At 60.5% G+C, this 22,463-nt stretch carries 22 protein-coding genes and 1 riboswitch; of the genes, 11 read left to right on the plus strand and 11 right to left on the minus strand.

Going from position 1 to position 22,463, the window contains the following annotated elements:
• Positions 1-8: 8 nt before the first annotated feature.
• A complete protein-coding gene (locus ACTJJ7_RS16660) occupies positions 9-797 on the minus strand; it encodes a GntR family transcriptional regulator (RefSeq protein ID WP_105732148.1) in 789 nt (262 codons plus the stop codon).
• Entirely contained in the window at positions 790-1,677 is an 888-nt protein-coding gene (locus ACTJJ7_RS16665) for a BadF/BadG/BcrA/BcrD ATPase family protein (protein WP_440968218.1), read from the minus strand. The genes ACTJJ7_RS16660 and ACTJJ7_RS16665 overlap by 8 nt, the downstream gene beginning before the upstream one ends.
• A gap of 198 nt (positions 1,678-1,875) precedes the next feature.
• On the opposite strand from ACTJJ7_RS16665, the gene ACTJJ7_RS16670 reads away from it, so the two are divergent.
• The 6 genes from ACTJJ7_RS16670 to ACTJJ7_RS16695 all read left to right on the plus strand — a co-directional run bounded on the left by ACTJJ7_RS16670 (position 1,876) and on the right by ACTJJ7_RS16695 (position 8,186).
• Positions 1,876-2,787: an N-acetylmuramic acid 6-phosphate etherase gene (locus ACTJJ7_RS16670; protein WP_105732150.1), complete on the plus strand. Its 912-nt coding sequence runs from the start codon at positions 1,876-1,878 to the stop codon at positions 2,785-2,787.
• 34 nt (positions 2,788-2,821) lie between these two features.
• Complete coding sequence (locus ACTJJ7_RS16675; RefSeq protein WP_105732151.1) at positions 2,822-4,081, plus strand: ABC transporter substrate-binding protein; 1,260 nt, start codon at positions 2,822-2,824, stop codon at positions 4,079-4,081.
• A gap of 208 nt (positions 4,082-4,289) precedes the next feature.
• A complete protein-coding gene (locus ACTJJ7_RS16680) occupies positions 4,290-5,240 on the plus strand; it encodes a carbohydrate ABC transporter permease (protein WP_130269936.1) in 951 nt (316 codons plus the stop codon).
• 12 nt (positions 5,241-5,252) lie between these two features.
• Positions 5,253-6,092: a carbohydrate ABC transporter permease gene (locus ACTJJ7_RS16685; RefSeq protein WP_105732153.1), complete on the plus strand. Its 840-nt coding sequence runs from the start codon at positions 5,253-5,255 to the stop codon at positions 6,090-6,092.
• A complete protein-coding gene (locus ACTJJ7_RS16690) occupies positions 6,089-7,156 on the plus strand; it encodes a Gfo/Idh/MocA family protein (RefSeq protein ID WP_130269938.1) in 1,068 nt (355 codons plus the stop codon). The genes ACTJJ7_RS16685 and ACTJJ7_RS16690 overlap by 4 nt, the downstream gene beginning before the upstream one ends.
• Before the next feature lie 28 nt (positions 7,157-7,184).
• Positions 7,185-8,186 carry an ABC transporter ATP-binding protein gene (locus ACTJJ7_RS16695; RefSeq protein ID WP_130269940.1) on the plus strand — a complete coding sequence of 334 codons (1,002 nt, stop codon included), beginning with the start codon at positions 7,185-7,187 and terminating at the stop codon, positions 8,184-8,186.
• Positions 8,187-8,189: 3 nt separating this feature from the next.
• Here the strand turns inward: ACTJJ7_RS16695 and ACTJJ7_RS16700 are convergent, their stop codons facing one another.
• Together ACTJJ7_RS16700 and ACTJJ7_RS16705 are read right to left on the minus strand one after the other, a co-directional pair.
• The gene (locus tag ACTJJ7_RS16700) at positions 8,190-8,585 is read right to left on the minus strand and encodes a hypothetical protein (RefSeq protein WP_440968219.1); all 396 of its coding nucleotides are present in this window, start codon (positions 8,583-8,585) and stop codon (positions 8,190-8,192) included.
• Positions 8,569-8,826: a type II toxin-antitoxin system Phd/YefM family antitoxin gene (locus ACTJJ7_RS16705; protein WP_440968220.1), complete on the minus strand. Its 258-nt coding sequence runs from the start codon at positions 8,824-8,826 to the stop codon at positions 8,569-8,571. The genes ACTJJ7_RS16700 and ACTJJ7_RS16705 overlap by 17 nt, the downstream gene beginning before the upstream one ends.
• A 171-nt stretch (positions 8,827-8,997) precedes the next feature.
• Here ACTJJ7_RS16705 and mgrA point away from each other — a divergent pair, with 171 nt between their 5' ends.
• A complete protein-coding gene (gene mgrA / locus ACTJJ7_RS16710) occupies positions 8,998-10,059 on the plus strand; it encodes an L-glyceraldehyde 3-phosphate reductase (protein ID WP_440968221.1) in 1,062 nt (353 codons plus the stop codon).
• 153 nt (positions 10,060-10,212) lie between these two features.
• Positions 10,213-11,532, plus strand: coding sequence for a UDP-glucose dehydrogenase family protein (locus ACTJJ7_RS16715; protein WP_440968222.1), 1,320 nt, complete (start codon positions 10,213-10,215; stop codon positions 11,530-11,532).
• Positions 11,533-11,554: 22 nt separating this feature from the next.
• Here ACTJJ7_RS16715 and ACTJJ7_RS16720 read toward each other — a convergent pair whose 3' ends face one another.
• From ACTJJ7_RS16720 to ACTJJ7_RS16745, 6 genes are all read right to left on the minus strand, one after another.
• Positions 11,555-13,240: an ArnT family glycosyltransferase gene (locus ACTJJ7_RS16720; RefSeq protein WP_440968223.1), complete on the minus strand. Its 1,686-nt coding sequence runs from the start codon at positions 13,238-13,240 to the stop codon at positions 11,555-11,557.
• A gap of 24 nt (positions 13,241-13,264) precedes the next feature.
• Complete coding sequence (locus ACTJJ7_RS16725) at positions 13,265-13,585, minus strand: lipid-A-disaccharide synthase N-terminal domain-containing protein (RefSeq protein ID WP_105732161.1); 321 nt, start codon at positions 13,583-13,585, stop codon at positions 13,265-13,267.
• Positions 13,578-14,324, minus strand: a complete 747-nt coding sequence (locus tag ACTJJ7_RS16730) for a glycosyltransferase family 2 protein (protein WP_105732162.1) — start codon at positions 14,322-14,324, stop codon at positions 13,578-13,580. The genes ACTJJ7_RS16725 and ACTJJ7_RS16730 overlap by 8 nt, the downstream gene beginning before the upstream one ends.
• A 74-nt stretch (positions 14,325-14,398) precedes the next feature.
• Positions 14,399-16,048 carry a thiamine pyrophosphate-binding protein gene (locus tag ACTJJ7_RS16735; protein WP_105732163.1) on the minus strand — a complete coding sequence of 550 codons (1,650 nt, stop codon included), beginning with the start codon at positions 16,046-16,048 and terminating at the stop codon, positions 14,399-14,401.
• The gene (locus ACTJJ7_RS16740) at positions 16,032-17,219 is read right to left on the minus strand and encodes a CaiB/BaiF CoA transferase family protein (protein WP_440968224.1); all 1,188 of its coding nucleotides are present in this window, start codon (positions 17,217-17,219) and stop codon (positions 16,032-16,034) included. Before ACTJJ7_RS16740 ends, ACTJJ7_RS16735 begins: the two co-directional genes overlap by 17 nt.
• A gap of 5 nt (positions 17,220-17,224) precedes the next feature.
• Positions 17,225-18,193, minus strand: coding sequence for a lysophospholipase (locus ACTJJ7_RS16745; protein ID WP_440968225.1), 969 nt, complete (start codon positions 18,191-18,193; stop codon positions 17,225-17,227).
• A 564-nt stretch (positions 18,194-18,757) separates the two neighbouring features.
• Between ACTJJ7_RS16745 and ettA the strand changes: the two genes are divergently transcribed.
• The 3 genes from ettA to bluB all read left to right on the plus strand — a co-directional run bounded on the left by ettA (position 18,758) and on the right by bluB (position 22,156).
• Positions 18,758-20,407: an energy-dependent translational throttle protein EttA gene (gene ettA, locus ACTJJ7_RS16750; protein ID WP_105732166.1), complete on the plus strand. Its 1,650-nt coding sequence runs from the start codon at positions 18,758-18,760 to the stop codon at positions 20,405-20,407.
• A 119-nt stretch (positions 20,408-20,526) separates the two neighbouring features.
• Entirely contained in the window at positions 20,527-21,135 is a 609-nt protein-coding gene (locus ACTJJ7_RS16755; protein WP_440968226.1) for an MOSC domain-containing protein, read from the plus strand.
• A 26-nt stretch (positions 21,136-21,161) separates the two neighbouring features.
• Positions 21,162-21,337, plus strand: a riboswitch (cobalamin riboswitch).
• 66 nt (positions 21,338-21,403) lie between these two features.
• Complete coding sequence (bluB, locus tag ACTJJ7_RS16760; RefSeq protein WP_440968227.1) at positions 21,404-22,156, plus strand: 5,6-dimethylbenzimidazole synthase; 753 nt, start codon at positions 21,404-21,406, stop codon at positions 22,154-22,156.
• On the opposite strand, the gene ACTJJ7_RS16765 is transcribed toward bluB, so the two are convergent.
• Entirely contained in the window at positions 22,089-22,406 is a 318-nt protein-coding gene (locus ACTJJ7_RS16765; protein WP_105732169.1) for a DUF2293 domain-containing protein, read from the minus strand. The genes bluB and ACTJJ7_RS16765 overlap by 68 nt on opposite strands.
• Positions 22,407-22,463: the final 57 nt, after the last annotated feature.

The raw sequence follows: 22,463 nt of genomic DNA on the forward strand, positions 1-22,463 counted from the left end.
GTTGGTGGTCAAAGTACTGCTCCTGAAATTTCCGAGGAGTCGCCGAGCTTCAGCTCCGCGACGAATTCATAGGCATCCGCCCGATAGATCGACCGGGTAAATTCGATCACTTTTCCCGATTCGAGATAGGATATGCGTTCGATGTTGAGGCTCGCCGAACCCGCGGGCACCTCAAGCAATTTGGCGTCGGCCTCCTTCAGGATCGCCGCCGAAATGCGCTGAATGGCGCGGGCCGGGCGGTTGCCGCCTTCCGCCAGCACCGCATAGAGCGACAGCGTGACCAGTTCCGGATTGGGCAGGACCTGAATGGACAGGGCGGCGCGTTCAATCGCCATGGGCGTGTCATTGGCAACGCGCAAACGGCTGATGCGGGCGACTTTTTCGCCGGAGGACAGACCGAGCGTGACCATTTCTTCCGGCGAGGGCGGATAGATGCCGCGATCGAGCCATGTGGAACGCACGATCATGCCGCGCCGCGCCATGTCCTCGGTGAACGAGGTGAGGTGCGACAGTGACTGCTCGACCCGTTCCGAGCGGGGCGCGACAAAGGTGCCGGACCCGTGCCGCTGCACCAGCAGGCCGGTGGTGACCAGGCCCTGAACCGCCTTGCGCACGGTAACGCGGGAAATATCGGCGATGGTGGCAAGTTCCCGTTCGGGCGGCAGGGCGTCGCCCGGCTGCAGCATGCCGTCGCGGACAGCCGTTTCGATCAGCCGCTGCAGCTTGACGTAGAGCGGGCCGCCGCTGGCAGAGCCGTCATTCAGGGAGGGCAGGATATCGATCAAACCATCAGCCATGCACGGCCTCCTTGCGCACCGGCGCGAAGTTTTTCACCGCCAGTTGTACGGCACCCGTCAGCGCGTCATGCAGGGGTTTCTGTAGTTTTGCCCGGTGTCGCGGCGAAAGACGCTGTTCAAACAGCGCTCCCAGCCCGCCGATCAATGACAGCCGTTCCTGTCCGGGCGGCATGATGGCATCGAGCCCCTCTTCAATCTGCGCAGCGGCCCTGTTCACAATCGCCAGCGCCACGGCGTCGTCCTGCGCGGCATACTCAAACACCAGTGGGGTCAGCGTGCCGAAATCGCTGGGCCGCGCCGCGTGGGCAAATTCGACGATCCGGTGCGGATTGTTTTCAAAACGGTGGAGGACGGCGTCGGTCAGGGGTGATGACGGGTGAAACCGGTCATGGGCCAGCAGGGCCTCTTCCAGGAGATCGCGGCCGATACGCGCGCCGCCGCCGAGGTCTCCGACCTTGAAGCCCCAGCCGCCGGCAAAGCGGATGTCATCGCCTTGGCGCGTGACGAACAGGGTGCCTGTACCGATGATAACAACGGTTCCGTCGGTATCACCGAGCGCGCCCTGAAGGGCGATCGTGCCATCGGATGTCACCAGAGACTGCTGAAAGGGCAGGGTGGCCCGCAGCTTCTCGCCATTGCCGCCGACCATGGCGCCTGCGAGCCCGAGGACCGCTGCAGCCGCGGGAATCGCCGATGCATCGATCCCGGCATCGGCAAAGGCTGCGTTGGCGGCACCGAGAATATTCAGGCGCGCGTTCTCCATGTCGGTCATGATATTGGCCGAACCGCTTTTGCCGGTGCCCAGAACCCGGCCGGTCATATCGGCCACGGCCGCTCTGCAGCCTGTTCCACCACCATCAATTCCCAGGAGATATCTCACACTCGTTGCCCTCCAAAAAATAGAATACCAATAAAATACCAATAGCCAAGCGTTAATTCCATGTTTTTTCGACTTTTATTAAACACGTTGATTTTATTGCATAATTTTGATTATACGAAAAACAGTACATGATTTTTTTAAGAACCTCTGGACAAGTGGTATTTTTTTGGCATTAATTATCACAACGAGGAGAGGCGAGTGGTGGTAACCCGTACCGAGCAACGCAACGACAAGGCTTCCGGACTGGACGAGCGATCGCCAGCCGATGTTTTGCGTTTGCTGCACGAGGCGCAGATCGAGGCGGCGGCTTCGGTGGCGCATGCGGTTGATTCCATCGCCGAGGCGGCGCTGCTTGCTGCTGGAACTCTGGCCGCGGGCGGGCGCATTGCCTATGCCGCCGCCGGCAGCTCCGGCCTGATGGCACTGGCCGATGCACTCGAACTGCCCGGCACTTATGGCATCGCGCCGGACCGCGTCGTGATCCTTCTGGCGGGCGGTGTCGAAAGCCTTGTCCGCCTTGCCGGCGGTTATGAGGATGATGCGGAGCAGGCCGCCCGCGATATCGCCGGGGCCGGTCTTGGTCAGGGCGATTGCCTGATTTCAATCTCTGCCAGCGGCACCACGCCCTATGCGCTGGCCGCCATTGATGAAGCCAAGCGGCGCGGGCTGAAGATCATTGCCATCGCCAACAATCCGGCTGTACCGCTGTTCACCCATGCCGATGTGGCGATCGCCCTGGAAACGCCGCCGGAAATTGTGGCCGGATCGACGCGCATGGGGGCAGGGACCGCGCAGAAAATCGCGCTCAATCTTTTGTCCACGCTGATGGCCGTGCATCTCGGTCACGTGCATGACGGTTACATGGTCAATCTCATTGCTGACAACGAGAAGCTGCGCGAGCGCGCCGCCCACATCGTGTCGGCCATCGCTGCCTGCGATATCGCCGATGCGAAACAACATCTGGCGACAACCGGCGGCTCGGTAAAGCCTGCGATCCTGCTCGCAGCGGGCGCAGCCGATGCAAAACAGGCATCACACATTCTCGAAAGCAATCAACAGAGGCTACGCCCGTCGCTTTCGAAACTGAAAGGGAGCCACGGCTCTCGTTAACGGCACTGCTCAAAGGGTGCAACAGGAGACTAAAATGGGAAGCACGACTTTAAAATCACTGCTCATGGCAACGAGCATTCTGGCTTCGGCCGGCTTCGCCCACGCTGCCGATACCACGCTGACAATCGAAAGCTGGCGTACCGACGATCTTGCCATCTGGCAGGAAAAGCTCATCCCAGCCTTTGAAGCGAAGAACCCCGGAATCAAGGTCAAATTCGCGCCGACACCGCCGACCGAATATGATGCTGCTCTCGGTGCGCGCTTCGATGCCGGCAGTGCCGGTGATATCATCACCTGCCGCCCGTTCGATAAGTCGCTGGAACAGTTCAAGCGCGGCAACCTGTCGAGCCTGAAGAGCCTTCCTGGCATCGAGAACTTCTCGCCTGTCGCCAAGGCGGCATGGAGCACCGATGACGGTTCCGACACGTTCTGCGTGCCGATGGCATCGGTTATTCACGGCTTCATCTACAACAAGGATGCCTTCGACAAGCTGGGCATCGCCGTTCCGACGACGGAAGCCGAATTCTTTGCTGCCCTCGACAAGATCAAGAAGGATGGCACCTACATCCCGATGGCCATGGGCACGAAGGACCTCTGGGAAGCCGCAACCATGGGCTACCAGAATATCGGCCCGAACTACTGGAAGGGCGAAGAAGGCCGCACCGCGCTGATCAAGGGGACGCAGAAGCTGACCGACGCCGACTGGGTTGCGCCTTACAAGACGCTTGCCAAGTGGAAGGATTATCTCGGCGACGGTTTCGAAGCCCAGACCTATCCGGACAGCCAGAACCTGTTCACGCTCGGCCGCGCTGCGATCTATCCCGCCGGTTCGTGGGAAATCTCGCTGTTCAACACACAGGCACAGTTCAAGATGGGCGCGTTCCTGCCACCGGTCCAGAAGGCCGGCGACACCTGCTACATCTCCGATCATGCCGATCTTGGCGCAGCGATGAATGCCAAGAGCAAGAACCCGGAAGCGGCGAAGAAATTCCTCAGCTGGGTGGCTTCGCCAGAATTCGCCGACATCTATGCCAACGCGCTGCCGGGCTTCTTCAGCCTGTCGTCGACACCGGTCAAGATGAAGGACCCGCTGGCGCAGGAATTCGTGTCCTGGCGCGAAAAGTGCAAGCCGACGATCCGTTCGACCTATCAGATCCTGTCGCGCGGCAAGCCGAATCTGGAAAACGAAACCTGGGTTGAATCGGCCAATGTGATCAACGGCACCGATACGCCGGAAGTTGCAGCCAAGAAGCTGCAGGACGGTCTCGACAGCTGGTACAAGCCTGCGAAGTAAGCAATCGAATGCCGGGGCGGTTCGCGCCGCTCCGGCATTTCGCTTATTCCGAGCAAATTTTGTTTATGCGAAACCAAGGCCGATGTATTTGGGCCCAAACAAAACTTGCTCAGACATGGCAGACATTGCCGCTCCATTCGTTTGACGAACGGCAGTCGTGGACCGGTTTTCCATGACCAACAATCAATAAGCAGGGGTTTGCGAGTTAATGAGCACGGCCGACTATTCCCAGTCTGACAGCGGTCAGGACAAACGCGCACGGCGCTGGCACATCCTTGTGTTCCTGCTGCCGGCGGTGATCGTCTATACGGCGATCATGATCCTGCCCTTGATCGAAACCCTGCGCCTGTCCCTGTTCAACGTGGTTGACGGTCAGAGCGTGTTTGTCGGTTTCGGCAATTTCCAGACCCTGTTCGGCGAACCGCGCTGGTCGGCAAGTTTCTGGAATGCCCTGCGCAACAATTTCGTGTTCTTCCTGATCCACATGCTGGTGCAGAACCCGATCGGCGTCGCGCTGGCGGCGCTGCTCTCGGTGCCGAAACTGCGCTTTGGCGCCTTTTACCGCACGGCGCTGTTCCTGCCGACGCTGTTGTCCTTCGTGATCGTCGGTTTCATCTGGAAGCTGATCCTCTCGCCGATCTGGGGCGTATCGCCCTACCTGCTTGATCTCGTCGGCCTGAAGTCGCTGTTTGCGCCCTGGCTCGGCAAGCCCAGCAGCGCGCTGATCACCGTATCGCTGATCTCGGTCTGGCAGAATGTCGGCATTCCGACGATGCTGATCTATGCATCGATGCTGAGCATTCCCGAAGAGGTTCTCGAAGCGGCGGAATGCGACGGCATTACCGGCTGGAGCCAGTTCTGGAAGATCAAGCTGCCGCTGATCCTGCCCTCCATCGGCATCATTTCCATTCTGACCTTTGTCGGCAATTTCAACGCTTTCGACCTTGTCTATACGGTGCAGGGCGCACTTGCCGGCCCCGACGGGTCAACCGATATTCTGGGAACGCTCCTCTACCGCACTTTCTTCGGCTTCCAGCTGCAGATCGGCGACAAGTCCATGGGCGCGACCATTGCCACGGTGATGTTCCTGATCATCCTCACGGGTGTGTGCATCTATCTCTTTGCCATCCAGCGGCGCATGCGCCGATACCAGTTCTAGGAAGGTCCCGTCATGGCAAAAGCCCGTACATCACCCCTCCGCTCCGGTTTCGTTCACGTTGCCTTGATCATCTACACGCTGATCGCGCTGTTTCCGGTGTTCCTGATCATCATCAATTCGTTCAAGGACCGGGCGTCGATCTTCCGCAACCCGCTCGGCCTGCCGAATGAATCCAGCTTCAGCCTGGTCGGTTACAACTCGGTGCTCACGCAGGGCGATTTCACCCTGTATTTCCAGAACAGCCTGATCGTAACCTCTGTGTCGATCTTCTTCGTGCTGCTGTTCGGCGCCATGGCAGCCTTTGCGCTGTCGGAATACCGCTTCCGCGGCAATTCGCTGATGGGGCTTTATCTCGCCCTCGGCATCATGATCCCGATCCGCCTCGGCACCGTGGCCATTCTGCAGGGCATGGTTGCGACGGGGCTCGTCAACACCCTGACCGCGCTGATCCTCGTCTACACCGCGCAGGGTCTGCCGCTTGCCGTCTTCATCCTGACCGAGTTCATGCGCACCGTATCGGATGATCTGAAAAACGCTGGCCGCATCGACGGGCTTTCGGAATATTCGATCTTTTTCCGGCTGGTGCTGCCGCTGGTCAAGCCTGCCATGGCGACGGTTGCCGTGTTCACCATGATCCCGATCTGGAACGATCTGTGGTTCCCGCTGATCCTGGCGCCGAGCGATGCCACCAAGACCGTGACGCTCGGTTCACAGGTGTTCATCGGCCAGTTCGTCACCAACTGGAACGCGGTTCTGGCGGCGCTGACGCTCGCCATTCTGCCGGTGCTCGTCCTTTACTTCCTGTTCTCGCGGCAATTGATCCGCGGCATTACCTCTGGAGCTGTCAAATGAGCGCGAATACGCAAAAGCCCGTGCGGGTTCTGGTTGCCGGGCTTGGCAATATGGGCCGCAGCCATGCGCTCGCCTATCACAACAATCCCGGCTTCGAGATTGTCGGGCTGGTCAACCGCTCCGTCGTGCCGCTGGCCAAGGAATTGCAGGGCTATACGATCCATCCTTCTTTCGAACAGGCGCTGGCCGACCTCAAGCCGGAGCTGGTTTCGATCAACACCTATTCCGACAGTCACGCGGACTATGCCGTTGCCGCCATGGCGGCGGGCGCCGACGTCTTTGTCGAGAAGCCGCTGGCGACAACCGTCGCCGATGCGCAGCGTGTGGTCGCGGCAGCCAAGCAGTACGGCCGCAAACTGGTGATCGGCTACATCCTGCGCCATCATCCGTCGTGGGTGCGGCTGATCGAGGAAGCCCGCAAGCTTGGCGGCCCCTATGTCTTCCGCATGAACCTCAATCAGCAGTCGAGCGGCCCGACATGGGAAACCCACAAGGCGCTGATGCAGACCACGTCGCCCATCGTCGATTGCGGCGTGCATTATCTCGATGTGATGCTGCAGATCACCGATGCCAAGCCGGTTCAGGTACGCGGCATGGGCGTGCGGCTTTCCGGCGAGATCGATGCGAAGATGTACAATTACGGCCATCTGCAGGTTCTGTTCGATGACAATTCCGTCGGCTGGTACGAGGCGGGCTGGGGTCCGATGATTTCGGAAACGGCTTTCTTCGTGAAGGATGTCATGTCGCCCAATGGCTGCGTGTCCATCGTCATGGACCAGAACGCCAAGTCGGATGATATCGACTCGCATACCAAGACATCGACCATCCGGCTGCATTCGGCCAGGACAGGTGCGGACGGGCGTTTTGCCAAGCCGGACGAACTCCTCAACATGGCGGGCGAACCCGGCCATCAGGAGCTTTGCGATCTGGAGCAGGCCTTTGTTCTCAAAGCCATCCGCGAGGATATCGACCTTGGCCGCCACATGCAGGATGCCGTGCGGTCGCTCAGTGTCTGCCTTGCGGCGGATGAAAGCGTGCGCACCGGCAAGCCGGTAGACCTGTAATTAAAAGTTTGAAGACGGGAACAAGACATTGGGTTCTTTGAAGATAGAAAATATTCGCAAGTCTTTCGGCCAGGTGGACGTGCTGAAAGGCATTGATCTCGAGGTCAAGGACGGCGAGTTCGTGATTTTTGTCGGACCGTCCGGCTGTGGCAAGTCGACCTTGCTGCGCGTGATCGCCGGTCTTGAGGATGCGACCTCGGGCGAAATCCTGATCGACGGCAAAAAGGTCAACAACACGCCGCCGGCAAAGCGCGGCATCGCCATGGTGTTCCAGACCTATGCGCTTTATCCGCACCTGTCGGTGCGCGACAATATGGGCCTTGGCCTGAAGCAGGCCGGCAAGCCCGCCGAGGAAATCAAGGAGCGCACCAGGGTCGCGTCGGCCATGCTTTCGCTCGATGATTATCTGGAGCGGCGTCCGGCCGAACTGTCCGGCGGCCAGCGCCAGCGCGTGGCCATCGGCCGTGCGATCGTGCGCGAACCGCAGCTCTTCCTGTTCGACGAGCCTTTGTCGAACCTCGATGCGGCGCTGCGCGTCAACACGCGGCTGGAGATTGCCCGCCTGCACCGGCAGCTGAAGGCGACCATGATCTACGTGACGCACGATCAGGTGGAAGCCATGACGCTTGCCGACAAGATCGTCGTCATGAACAAGGGTAGGATCGAGCAGGTCGGCTCGCCGATGGAGCTCTACAATGCGCCGCAGACGCTGTTCGTCGCGGGCTTCATCGGCTCGCCGCAGATGAATCTCATCGACGGGGCAAAGCTCGGCGACCCCACGGCAAAGACCGTCGGTATCCGCCCGGAGCACATCCAGGTCAGCAATACATCCGGCAGCTGGAAGGGGTCGGTCATCCATGTCGAGCATCTGGGTGCCGACACGATCATCTATCTGCAGACGGATTTCGGCCCGCTGACGGTCCGCCTCTTCGGCGAACACCAGTACGAGGTCGATCAGGTGCTCTATGCGACGCCGGACGCCGGACGAACCTACCGTTTTGACGACAAGGACCAGATCATCAAGGCGTGATGCTTACGTCCGCAGGACGGCCCGCGCGCGGCGTTCTGCGGATGCTTGTTTTATGAGAACGGCGATCTTTCGCAGAAAGGCTTCGCTGAAAGCACCCAGTGGGGTTGTCGAGACAAAGTCGTAGGCTTTGTCTGCATCGACATAATTGTATTCGTCCAGAATAAGCCACGATGGAAAATCGAGACCGGCGCGGCGGCATTCAATTTCGCTGATGGCGGCGGAGGCACGTGATCTCAAGGGTTTTTGTGACGTGAGCGGAAACAAAAACAGATTGGCTGGATTTGTGGCTGTTCTGACGACAAGGCAGACAGGCCGTGCTTTTCGGCCGGATTCTTCACCCGCATCGGCCTGACGTGCCCAAAGATAATGATATTCGAGCACGTCACCGGGTTGAAGCATCGTCCTCGCCGGTTAGTATTGTGTCGAGACCTTCCAAAAGCGCGGTATGAATATCATCCGGCGCATCCTCAAGCGTATAGGCGACCGCACTCGACTGGCCCATGAGGTGGTGATATTTTTCCGCCGTGATGATGATGAGCTTTTCCTTGCCGTGCTTGGTCAGAGCGACAGGCTCGATCAGGGCTGTATCGAGAATTTCACCTGATTGGCGGTTAACCTCCGAAAATGTGAACTGCTTCATGATAGGTTCCTCAATCTGAATTACGTATTATACGTATTATACGTGATATGGCAATGCGACTTGCGTATTTCACGTCATGACATCCCTATGACTTTCGTTCATAGTCCGGCGCGCTGAAACGGGAATCGTCCGGTTCGGCGCTGAGGCAAGACGACAGGGAAGAGATCGATCATGAAATGGACTGCGGACCCCAAACGTTACGACACGATGAAGTATAATCGCTGCGGCAAAAGCGGCCTCAAGCTTCCGGCGATTTCCCTCGGGCTCTGGCACAATTTCGGCCACGACACGCCGCACCAGACCAAGCAGGCCATCTGCCGCCAGGCCTTTGATCTCGGCATCACCCATTTCGATCTTGCCAACAATTACGGTCCGCCGCCCGGTTCCGCCGAAGAAGCATTCGGCGAAATCCTGCGCACGGATTTCCACGGCTATCGTGACGAACTGATCATTTCGTCCAAGGCAGGTTACGGCATGTGGCCCGGGCCTTACGGCGAGTGGGGCAGCCGCAAATACATGATCGCCAGCTGTGACCAGAGCCTGAAGCGCCTTGGTCTCGATTATGTCGATATCTTCTATTCGCACCGCTTCGATCCGGATACGCCTCTCGAAGAGACCATGATGGCGCTCGACCACATCGTCCGTTCCGGGCGCGCGCAATATGTCGGCATCTCGTCCTACAACTCGCATCGCACCCGCGAAGCGGCCGCCATACTGGAAGAACTCGGCACGCCGTGCCTCATTCACCAGCCGAGCTACTCCATGATCAACCGCTGGATCGAGGATGACGGCCTTGTCGATACGCTGGAGGAACTCGGCATCGGCTCGATCGTGTTCTCGCCGCTGTCGCAGGGCATGCTGACCGACAAGTACCTCAAGGGCGTGCCGGAAGAAAGCCGCGCGGCCCAGGGCAAGTCGCTCAATCCGGCCTTCCTCAGCGAACAGAACCTTGCCAATATCCGGGCATTGAACGCGATTGCGGCAAAGCGCGGCCAGACACTGGCGCAGATGGCGCTTGCCTGGGTGCTGCGCCGCGGCCGGATCACCACTGCGCTTATCGGCGCGAGCAAGCCGCAGCAGGTCATCGATTGTGTCAAGTCTCTGGAAAATCTCGACTTCAGCGATGCCGAACTCGCTGAAATCGACGTTTATGCCAATGATGCGAACATCAATCTGTGGGCGGCGTCGGCCGAGCGCCGCGGACCGGAGCGCACTCCGCCGAAACTGGCTTGAACCGGCGTTGAAACATTCTAGATAAGACACATCGGCAACGCCGGCTGCGATCCCGCGGCTGGCGTTTTTGAATGGGATGAACCTGCAATTGGCAGCGCCGCGCGAATATGCGACATGTCTGCGCGAAATTGACGTCACGGATGGGATAGTGCGATGAAGATTGCGATGATCGGGACTGGCTATGTCGGTCTGGTTTCTGGTGTGTGCTTTGCCGAATTCGGTTTTCAGGTCACCTGCGTCGACAAGAATCCGGCCATTATCGAGCGCCTGCAGGCCGGGGAAGTGACGATCTACGAACCCGGTCTGGACGAACTCCTGACCCGCAATGCCCGTGACGGGCGCCTGATCTTTACGACGGAACTGGCATCGACCGTCGCCGACGCGGATGTGATTTTCATCGCTGTCGGCACGCCGTCGCGGCGCGGTGACGGGGAAGCCGACCTGCAATATATCTACGCCGCTGCCGACGAGATCGCCGCGGCGATGAAGCCGGGTGCGGTGATCGTGATCAAGTCGACAGTCGTCGTCGGCACCAATGCCGATGTGCGCGCGCATATTGCCAAGGCGCGGCCGGATGTGCCGTTCTCCATGGTGTCCAACCCCGAATTTTTGCGCGAAGGCTCGGCCGTCGAGGATTTCCTGCGGCCCGACCGCGTGGTGGTCGGCGTGCATGACGAACGCGGTTCCAATGCGATGAAGCGCGTCTACCGGCCGCTCTACCTGCGTGAAACGCCGATGATCGTGACCACGCTGGAAAATGCCGAGATCATCAAATATGCCGCCAATGCCTTTCTGGCGATGAAGGTCACCTTCATCAACGAGGTTGCGGATCTGTGCGAAAAGACCGGCGGCAATGTGCAGGATGTGGCCCGTGCCATCGGCATGGATAACCGCATCGGCTCGAAATTCCTGCATGCCGGTCCCGGCTTCGGTGGTTCCTGCTTCCCGAAGGATACCCGCGCCTATGCGGCGACCGGGCGCAAGATGAATGCGCCGCAGACCCTGATCGAGCAGGTCGTCACGGTCAACGAACAGCGCAAGCACTCCATGGCCGCACGGGTCATCGCGGCGGCTGCCAGGAGCGGCGCAAAGACCGTTGCGGCGCTTGGCATCGCGTTCAAGCCGAACACCGACGATATTCGCGAGTCGCCGGCGCTCGACATCATTCCGGCCCTGCAGAAGGCCGGCCTGACGGTGCGCGCGCATGATCCCGAAGCGCGCGCCGCTGCCGAACCGGTGCTGCCGGGTGTCATCTGGTGCAAATCGGCCTATGAAGCCATCGAGGGTGCCGGGATCACCGTGCTCCTGACCGAATGGAATGCCTATCGCGCGCTCGACCTGAAGAAGGTCGCCAGCCTGATGAAGGGCAATCTCCTGTTCGATCTGCGCAACGTCTATGGCGAGCAGGATATCGATGGCACGGGGCTGGAATACCATTCCATCGGCCGCCCGCGCCTGGGGCAGGGCGCTTAAAACTACATTCGCAATCGTTGGATTACTGCGCAGCCTTGTACAGCGTTATGGTTGTCTTGCGGCCCTTGCTGTAGTTGATGCCCGAAACACTGCCGGCCACGACAACGGATTTTTCGCCCTGCGGCAGGTTTTGCAGAAATTCTGCCTGGCTTCCCTCGTCGACGGCGGAAATCGCACAGGCGGGATTGTCGAGCAGATATTTTGCCGCGCCCGCCCCACTGGTCAGGATGGTCTTTGTACCCGCCAGAAAAACCAGGCTCGGCTCGGCATAGCCAGCCGAAGCCAGCACGCTGTTCGCGCAGGGTTTTGCCGCATTGAAGGCATTGTTGATGGCAGGGCTCATCCAGATTGGCGTGATGGCCGGAGCCACGCCCCATGTCAGCAGCGCCAGCGTGGCGACGGCAAAGGCTGCGGTCGCCTGCACGGCACGCGTCAGATTATCCCTGAGCACCAGGCCGCTGGCAAAGATACCGGCCGCCGCTGCGGTGAAGAAGGCAATGATCCCTGGAATGGGAAGCGTGTGGGCCATGACCCAGGGCAGCACGGTGCCTGCGCCCATCAGCGCCAGCGTGGCAATGGCCAGACCCAGCAGCGTCAGCCGTTCAAGCCAGGTCTGCCAGCGCCCGCGATAGGGCTGGCTGGCAATGCCGCTGTCCACCGCCCAGGCCATCATCAGCAGCAGCGCGGGATAGGCGGGCAGGATGTAGTGCGGCAGCTTGGTCGGGATCATCTCCGTTACCAGCCAGTAGGGAATATACCAGGCGGTCAGGAAGGCGAGGCGCGGATCAGTACGGAAACGGCTGAGCGCCTGCAGGCCGCCGCGCATCGCCATGACCCCGAAAGGCCAGAGGAACACAACGAAAATCAGGGCAAAATAGCCGGGCGGCGCGCCATGGCTTTCCTGCCCGTCGCCCACCTTGGACAAAAGATCGTTGCCGACGGATTCGTTGAAGAAGGCGCCGCCGCTCTTCAGGGTGATCAGGATGAGCCAAGGCAGGACAATGACCAGCAGAATGGCGATGCCGCTCAGGGGCTTCAGGCGTTTTAGCCATTGCCATTCGCGGTAGAAGAGACTGAGCGCGGCAGCGGTGAGAACGCTGACGAAGGGCGTGATCGGGCCTTTGATCAAAACGCCTATGGCCGTTGCGATCCAGAAGACGAGGGCAGGCGCCCATTTTGCCGGGCTATTGTTGCGGCTGGCCATCCACACCGATGCCAGCGCACCCTGGGCAAACATCACGGTGGCGAGCAGGGTGGCGTCGGTTTTCGCCACACGCGCTTCGAAGCCGAGCATGACAATGGCCGCAAGCGCCATGCCCGCGAGCAGCCCGGTGCTCTGGCCGAACAGGAATGCGCCCAGTGCCGCCGTGGCGAGAACCGCCAGCGTTGCACCGCCGACCGAGACAAGCCGGTAAACCCAGACCGGTGCCGTCTGGTCATAGCCGGTGACCTTCAGCACGGCGCTCTGGAGCCAGTAGATGCCGACGGGTTTCTTGTAGCGCGAGGCGTCCTGAAAGCGGATGTCGACGTAGTCGCCGGTTTCCGCCATCTGGTGCGTGGCCTGGATATAACGCGCTTCATCCCGGTCGAGCGGCGGAATTGCGGCGATTCCGGGCACGAACGACACAAGGCAGATGAAAATGAGCAGCAGGTAGTGGCTGAAGCGGAGTTTTGCGGTACCCGCAGAAGCAGGGTCAGAATGGGTCATGATCGTGCCTTGCGGTGCCTTGGCTCAGCTGTCCTGCGTCATTGCCTTTTTCTCATTGGCGATCAGCCACAGATTGCGGATGTAGACGACGAGGCCCAAACCCTGTCCGGCGATGAACACCGGATCCTTGCGTACGATCGCGTAGATAAAGAGCAGAACGCCGCCAAAGAGCGAGAAGAACCAGAACGTCACCGGGACAACGCTGCGCTTGGCCTTTTCCGACGCGATCCACTGGACGACGAAGCGCATGGTGAAACAGCCCTGTGCGAAAAAGCCGAGGACGATCCAGGCATCGAATTGGGCGACAAAGACCGAGTGCAGCCAATTGGTAATTGCGTCAGCCATGGCTGATCTCCGTAATGGTTGGAACGGTCTTGCGGCGCTTTCTCAGCCACCACACACCGTAAAGATCGAGAATGCCGCGCAAACCGCGGTCGAGAATGCCGTAATTGGATTTGCCGTGGCGGCGCTCCCGGTCCACCACATCCACATGCACGACGCCGTAACCCTCGCGGATCACCAGCGCGGGGAGGTAGCGGTGCCAGCCGTCGAAGAACGGCAGTTCGCGGAAAAGCTGGGTGTGCACCGCCTTCAAGCCGCAGCCGGAATCGCGCGTGTTGTCCTTCAGGATGGCGCCGCGCAGCTTGTTGGCGAGTTTTGACGAAATCTGCTTCAGCTTGGTGTCGGTGCGCTTCAGGCGCTGGCCGGCGGCAATGCCCACGGCGGGGCCCGCCTGGATCAGCGCATCGGCGAGTTTGGGTAGATAGGCCGGGTCGTTCTGGCCGTCGCCATCCATCGTCACGACGATCGCGCCCCTCGCGGCGAAAACGCCGGAACGGACTGCAGCGCTCTGGCCGGCTGATTTGTCGTGGCGGATATGGCGCAGCGGCTTGCCGGCGCGGATGCGTTCGGCCAGGGCGTCGCCCGTTCCATCGGTGGAACCGTCATCGACCACCACCACTTCGTAGCTGCGGCCTTCCATGGCTGCATCCACTTCATCGAGAAGGAAGGCCAGGTTTGCGGCCTCGTTTCGGCATGGAATTACGATTGTGATTGCCGGATTGCTCAATGTGCAGGCTTTCATATTGTCTGGTCAGGCGCGCTCCTTAACACCGAAAGAGCCGCCTTTCCATCCTCAAATCATTCAACAGGGAATGATCAACGCTTATTGCGGATATCCGTCAAGGTCTTCGCGGGCGTGATTGCTTCGGGGTCGAGCCGGATTTCGATGATCGACGGTTTGCCGCTTTGAACGGCGCGCTGCCATGCGCCTTCGAAATCCGCCGTTGCCTCCACGGTCTCCCCATGGCCGCCATAGGCGCGGGCCAGCAGGGCGAAATCGGGGTTGGTAAGGTCCGTTGCCGATACGCGTCCGGGATACTCCCGCTCCTGATGCATGCGGATGGTGCCGTAGATATTGTTGTTGATGACGAGCACGATGATCGGCAAGCCATATTTGACCGCGGTCGCAAAATCCTGGCCGTTCATCAGGAAGCAGCCATCACCGGCAAAGCAGACAACCATCCGTTCCGGATGAAGCTGTTTGGCCGCGACAGCTGCGGGCAGGCCATAGCCCATGGAGCCCGATGTCGGTGCGGCCTGCGTGCCGAAACGGCGGAAGCGATGGAAACGGTGCAGCCAGGTGGCGTAATTGCCCGCGCCATTTGTCATGATCGCATCGTCCGGCAGTACGCTTTCAAGGTAGGTCATGATCGGACCCATGGCGACATTGCCGGGTCCGCTCTGCGGCGGGGTCGACCATGTGAGATAGGCGGCGTGCGCAGCCTCCGCTTCACCGGGCCAGTTGATATGCGAGGGCGGCGCCAGATGGTCAACCGCCCCGGCAAAGGCATCCGGTGCGGCATTGATGGCAAGCGCAGGGCGATAGACGCGGCCAAGCTCATCGGCATCGGGATGCACATGAATCAGTGTCTGCCTGGGATAAGGGCTGTCCATCAGCGTATAGCCCGAGGATGGCATTTCGCCGAAACGTCCGCCGACGAGCAGCAGGACATCGGCTTCCCTGACGCGGGCGGCAAGCGCCGGGTTGATGCCGATGCCAACATCGCCGGCATAATTCGGGTGCAGGTGATCGAACAGCATCTGGCGGCGGAAGGAACAGCCGACCGGCAGATGCCATTTCTCGGCAAAGCGGGTGATGGAGCGCACTGCGGCTTCATCCCAGCGCGAGCCGCCGAGGATCATGAACGGCTTTTTGGCGCCCTGCAGCAGGTCGGCGAGTCTCTCGATGCTGGCGGGCGACGGGCCCGTCTCGACCGGCTGCCAGCCCTGTGCGGCCACCGCTTCGACCTTGTCGGTCAGCATGTCTTCCGGCAGGGCGAGCACGACGGGGCCGGGGCGGCCTGAAGTGGCGACGGAGAAGGCGCGGGTGACGAATTCCGGGATACGGCGGGCATCGTCGATTTCAGCCACCCATTTGGCCGTGTCGGCAAAGAAGCGGCGGTATTCCACTTCCTGAAAGGCTTCGCGCTCGCGCGCATCGCGCTGCACCTGGCCGATGAACAGGATCAGCGGGGTCGAATCCTGCATGGCGATGTGGATGCCGGGCGAGGCGTTGGTTGCGCCGGGGCCGCGCGTGACGAAGCAGATGCCGGGCTTGCCGGTCAGTTTGCCCCAGGCTTCGGCCATCATCGCCGCCCCGCCTTCAGCCCGGCAGACGGTGACACCCACGTCGGCATCCACCAGCGCGTCCAGCACGGCGAGGTAACTTTCGCCGGGGACGCAGAACAATCGTTCCGCGCCGTTGGCTTTCAGGGCTTCTACGATCAATTCACCGCCGGTTTTCATCGGATGCGTCCTTCAATTCCTGGAGAATGTCTGCACTGTGTTCGCCGAGGCGCGGCGAGGGTCTGTTGTAGGTGAGGGGTGTCTTCGACATGACGATCGGCGTGCGCACCGAGGGGATGCTGCTGCCATGGGCATCATCAAGGTCGAGGCGCAATTGCCGGGAGACGATCTGCGGATCGTCGAACATTTCGCCGATACGGTTGATCGGCCCGGCGGGCACCGCGTTCTGGGCGCAGGCGGCGAGCAGGTCGGCGCGCGTGCGCTTCTGCGTCTCCGCCCGGATGATGGCGGTCAGCGCGGCCCGGTTTTCCAGCCGGGCCCGGTTGGTGAGAAAGCGTGGATCGGCGCTGAGGCCGTCCAGCCCCATGATGGTGCAGAAACGGGCGAACTGCCCGTCATTGCCGACCGCAAGAATAAGATGGCCATCGGAGGTGGGGACGACTTCGTAGGGCGAGATGTTGGGATGGGCGTTGCCCATGCGGTTGGGGCTGTTGCCGGTGGCAAGATAATTCATCGCCTGATTGGCCATGACGGCGGACTGCACGTCGAACAGCGCCATATCCACCCATTGGCCTTCGCCGGTCTTTGCCGCATGGGCCAGCGCCGCCTGAATGGCAATGACCGAATAAAGCCCGGTGAACACATCGGCAACGGCAAGGCCGACTTTCTGCGGCTCGCGGTCCGGCTCGCCGGTGACCGACATCAGCCCCGACATGCCCTGGATGATGAAGTCATAGCCGGCCTGGCTGGCATAGGGGCCGGTCTGGCCGAAACCGGTGATGGAGCAGTAGACGAGGCGCGGATTGCCGGCACTCAATGTTTCATAGTCGAGGTCGTACTTCTTCAGGCCACCCACCTTGAAGTTCTCGAGAACCACATCCGCCGTGCGGCACAGCGCCCGCACCGTTTCCTGGCCTTCCGGAGAGGTGAAGTCGACCGTGATCGAGCGCTTGCCGCGATTGCAGGAATGAAAATAGGCGGCTGAGAGGTTCTCGCCTTCCCGGCTGGTGATGAAGGGCGGGCCCCACCCACGGGTTTCGTCGCCGCCAGCGGGATTTTCCACCTTGATCACATCGGCGCCGAGGTCGGCCAGGATCTGCCCGGCCCATGGTCCGGCGAGGACGCGGGCGAGTTCAATGACACGCACGCCTTTGAGGGGAGCTTCAGTCATGGTTGTTAAAGGGGCTCCAAATTCAATGTTTGTTTCGGGGCTTGTTGCTGAACGACTCGAACCGCCCAATCGGTGAAGTCCCGCATGATTACGTCGCGGTTGATTTCGTTCAAGCCTTCGTGGCGGGTGCCGGCATAAACTTTGGTCGTGAGATCGCTGAATCCGAGCCGCCGCATCCGCTGGCCGAGATCTGTCACGGCGCTGCCCCCAGCGGTGGCCGGATCTTCCGCCCCACCGGCGAGATTGAAAGGCAGGGTGCGCCGCACCTTGGCAAGGCGGCTGTTGTCCGCCCCGGCAAAGGTGAAGCCGAAAACATCGCGCCACATGCCGACCGACGCGTCCCAGCCGCACAGCGGATCGGCGATATAGGCGTCCACCTCGGCCGGATCGTGCGACAGCCAGTCAAACGGGGTGCGGGCATCCCTGATGCCGCGCGCCCAGGTCTGAAAGGTCAGTTTTGGCAGAAGCATGCTCGGCACGTCGGAGCCAAGCAGCATGCGTTCGGCGCGCAGGATGGCCTGCGCCAGCCGTCCTGCAAGCCCGGCAGAGAAATTGGCGTTCCAGATGGCGGCGGCGTCGACCTTTTCCTGATAGCCCAGCACATAATTGAGGCCGATCAGGCCGCCCATGGAGTGGCCGAAGAGGACAAGCGGCAAGCCCGGATGGCGGGCGCGGGCGGCGGCGTTGATGGTGTCCATGTCCTGGAGCACCAGACGCATGCCGTCGCGAAGGGCGAAACGACCGGGCGGAGCACCATCGGCTTTGGTATAGCCGTGGCCGCGATGGTCGTGGGCGTAGACGTGAAAACCGTGCCTGTTGAGATGTTCGGCAAACCGGCCATAGCGCAGGCTGTGTTCGGCCAGGCCATGGCTGATCTGGACAACGGCCTTGTCCGCGCCTGCTGCCGGCGAAAAGCGCATGGCCAGCGCCGCGCCCGTCGCTGACCGGATCGTTTCGATGTCTGCAAAACCCATTCATGCCTCCCGCGATCAATTGAAAGGGTGGCGCGTGATTAGTCAATCCACAATAAATTCTGCGTAAATTCGGGTATCTCTCCGGGTTTTTGCACAATAAATAATCACATGCCTGTGCCTGCAATTTTATTTTGCAAAACCTCTTGCAAACGGCAAAAACTTGCCGCAAAACTTCTTTCCGAAAGAGATTGGATCCCGTGTCTTGTCTCGATTGTCCCCGGCTTTTACGGCTGACAGAGCGCTGGTTTGCGGCGGTGGGATGGTTGTTTGGACCGGGATATCCAGGCGCTTGCCAGTTACATGGCCGTTCCGGGGGGAAGAGGACGCTCCCCAAATGCGGCACCAGAGGGGAAACCGGGTGACGGAAATATCCGCACCCGGTTTCGCTCGTTTTGGAGGACGGTTTTCATTTCCGTTGTGCTTGTCGAACCACGCACGATAAGAATGTAAAACGCCCGGCAATCCCGAAATAAACGCCGCGTGCATTGCCACCCGCGCCCCTTTCGCCTACATACGGCGCAAATTCATGTCCCAAAAATCCCGAACATCGGAGTGACGCGCGTTATGGCACGCCAATTCATTTACCATATGGCCGGCCTGAACAAGGCATACGGAACCAAGAAGGTTCTCGAAAACATCCATCTTTCCTTCTACCCCGATGCCAAGATCGGCATTCTCGGACCGAACGGTGCGGGTAAGTCGACCATTCTCAAGATCATGGCCGGCATGGACAAGGAATATACCGGCGAAGCCTGGCTGGCCGATGGTGCCACGGTCGGCTACCTCGCGCAGGAGCCGGTTCTGGACCCGAACAAGGATGTGATGGGCAACGTCATGGACGGCGTCGCGGACAAGAAGGCCATTCTCGACCGCTACAACGAACTGATGATGAACTATTCCGACGAAACCGCCGATGAAGGCGCCCGGCTGCAGGACATCATCGACGCCAAGAACCTCTGGGATCTGGAATCCCAGGTGGAAATGGCCATGGAAGCGCTGCGCTGCCCGCCCGGTGATTCCGGCGTGGAAAAGCTGTCCGGCGGTGAGCGCCGCCGCGTGGCGCTGTGCCGTCTGCTCCTGTCGCAGCCCGATCTTCTGCTCCTCGACGAGCCGACCAACCACCTTGACGCCGAAACCACCGCATGGCTGGAAAAGCACCTGCGCGAATATGCCGGCTCCGTCCTGCTGATCACGCACGATCGCTACTTCCTCGACAATGTGACCGGCTGGATTCTCGAACTCGACCGCGGCCGCGGTATTCCCTACGAGGGCAATTACTCCGCCTATCTCGGGGCGAAGGCCAAGCGCATGCAGCAGGAAGGCCGTGAGGACGACTCGCGCCAGAAGGCTCTGGAGCGCGAGCGCGAGTGGATTTCCGCCAGCCCCAAGGCGCGCCAGGCCAAGTCGAAAGCCCGTATCAAGGCCTATGATGCGCTGGTCGATGCCGCCAATGAGCAGCGTCCCGGCGATGCGCAGATCATCATTCCGGCGGGGGAACGTCTGGGACAGGTGGTTATCGAAGCCGAGAACCTTACCAAATCCTTCGGTGACCGTGTTCTCATCGAAAACCTGACCTTCAAGCTGCCCCCCGGCGGCATCGTCGGCATCATCGGTCCGAACGGTGCGGGTAAGACCACGCTGTTCAAGATGATCACCGGACAGGAAAAGCCGGATTCCGGTTCTATCCGTATCGGTGAAACGGTTCATCTCGGTTATGTCGACCAGAGCCGTGATCATCTGGCGGCGGAGAAGAATGTCTGGGAAGAAATCTCCGGCGGCAATGAAATCATCAAGATCGGCAAGAACGAGATGAATTCGCGCGCCTATGTCTCGGCGTTCAACTTCAAGGGCGGCGATCAGCAGCAGAAGGTCGGCAATCTGTCCGGCGGTCAGCGTAACCGCGTGCATCTTGCCAAGATGCTGCAGTCCGGCGGCAATGTCCTGCTGCTCGACGAACCGACCAACGATCTGGATACCGAAACGCTTGCGGCTCTGGAAGACGCGCTGGAAAAATACGCCGGTTGCGCCGTTATCATCAGCCACGACCGCATGTTCCTCGACCGTCTGGCGACACACATCCTCGCCTTCGAGGGTGACAGCCACGTCGAATGGTTCGAAGGCAACTTCCAGGACTATGAGAACGACAAGATCCGCCGTCTGGGACCGGACAGCGTCAATCCGAAGCGTCCGAGCTACAAGCCTCTGACACGCTGATGCGGCCGGGAGGGCGGCAACGCCTTCCCATCACCAATTTTGACGTTTCCATCAGTGATATTGGCTGGTTTTAACACGCAATTTTCCTAAGATGCGGCTGATTTCACCGGAGTGCCGTCATGACAGATCTTTTCGCAACCAGAACGGACATCCTTCCGGCCCGCAAGATCGCCGGGCGGGTGAGCGGGCTGTTCCAGGCGCCAAAAGACAGTTTTGTCACCGCTGCCACGGACACGCTCGATCTTACCTTTGAAGGCATACGCGGCGATTTTCACGCGGGCCTGACACGCCGGTCGGGCGGGCGCGAGCCCTGGTATCCGCGCGGCACCGAGATGCGCAACGAGCGGCATATTTCCATTCTGGCGGCCGATGAACTTGACATGATTGCCAGCGCCATGGGCCTTGCGGATGTCAAACCCGAATGGATCGGCGCCAACATGGTTGTCGATGGCATTCCCTCGCTTTCCATGCTGCCGCCGCGCACGCTGCTGTTTTTCGAAGGCGGGGTGACGCTGAAGGTCGACGGCCAGAACGCACCGTGCAAGGTCGCCGGACGCTCCATCGCCGAGCGGGCGCAGACGGCCGATCACACCTCGACGGCGCTTGATTTTGTCAAGGCATCGAAGCGGCTGCGCGGCATCGTGGCCTGGGTCGAGGTGCCAGGGCTTATCCGTTCCGGTGAAAAAGTCGATGCGCGCCTGCCGGAGCAATGGATTTATCCCGGCTGACGCTTGCGTCTTTTTCCGATCTGTGGCGAATGGAATGCAGGTCCGGTGCCTGCATGCAGGAGAATCGGGAAGCCGGTGCAAATCCGGCACGTGCCCAACGCTGTATAGGGGATGGGCCGCGCAGTTTGCCACGGGGAAACCCGGAAGGCGCGCGGTTCAGATGAACCTCAGTCAGAAGACCGGCCGGACCGGATAGCCGAAACCGCACGGACAGCGGGGAGGTGTCTGGGCCGGGGTAATCTGGCCCTCGCATTGTTGGGAGCAAACGATGCACGATTCTGTCTATGGTCCCGTTGCAGCCGCCGATTTTTCCGCGGACGAGCGCGCCGCCGTCTACAAGGCCATCCATACCCGCCGCGATGTGCGCGACCAGTTCCTGCCGCGCCCTATTGACGATGCAGTGCTGATGCGGCTGCTCGACGCCGCCCATCACGCGCCGTCAGTGGGATTCATGCAGCCGTGGAATTTCATTCTTATTCGCGATCAGGCACGCAAAGCCGAGGTGCACGCGGCCTTTACCCGCGCCAATGCCGAAGCAAAGGCCATGTTCACCAGCGAGCGCCAGGCGCTCTATGCATCGCTGAAGCTTGAGGGCATCGTCAAGGCGCCGGTCAATCTGTGTATCACCTGTGACCGGACGCGCGGCGGCGATGTCGTCCTGGGACGCACCCATAACCGGCAGATGGACGTCTACAGCACCGTCTGTGCCGTGCAGAACCTGTGGCTGGCGGCAAGGGCGGAAGGCATCGGCGTCGGCTGGGTCAGCATCTATCACGACCAGGACATGCGCCGCATTCTGGCCATCCCCGATCATGTCGAGATCATCGCCTATCTCTGCATCGGTTATGTCGACCAGCTCTACGATCAGCCGGAATTACAGAAGCGCGGCTGGCGCGAACGGCTGCCGCTGGACCAGCTCATCTATGAAGATCAGTGGGCAGAACATGCCGGGATCAGCTCGGATCGTCCTCGTCCGGATCGAGCAGCCGCGTTGCCCGCCATTCCGTCAGTTTCCGGTTGATGGCCTCAAGCACGAAGAAGCGGGCCGACTCCTTGTCGTAGCCCTCGTCGCGCAGCGCATCGTAGTCCGTATGCTGATGGCGGACATGGGCGACCGTGGCCAGCCACACCGCAATGGGCGGCGGCAGGCTTTTCATGTGCGGTGCCGTGGCGGCGGCGCGTATGGGCTCGGAATCCGAATAGGGCACAGCCGGCAAAAGCAGCGTCAGCGCCTTGCCGATAGCCCTTTGGCGGTTGGTTCCTGAACTCATTGCACTCTCTTCCCGCCGATTCGCTGATCGATATACCTGCCTATTTCAGACGCGACA

The sequence above is a fragment of the Phyllobacterium sp. 22229 genome (assembly GCF_052056495.1).
Classification (GTDB): domain Bacteria; phylum Pseudomonadota; class Alphaproteobacteria; order Rhizobiales; family Rhizobiaceae; genus Phyllobacterium; species Phyllobacterium myrsinacearum.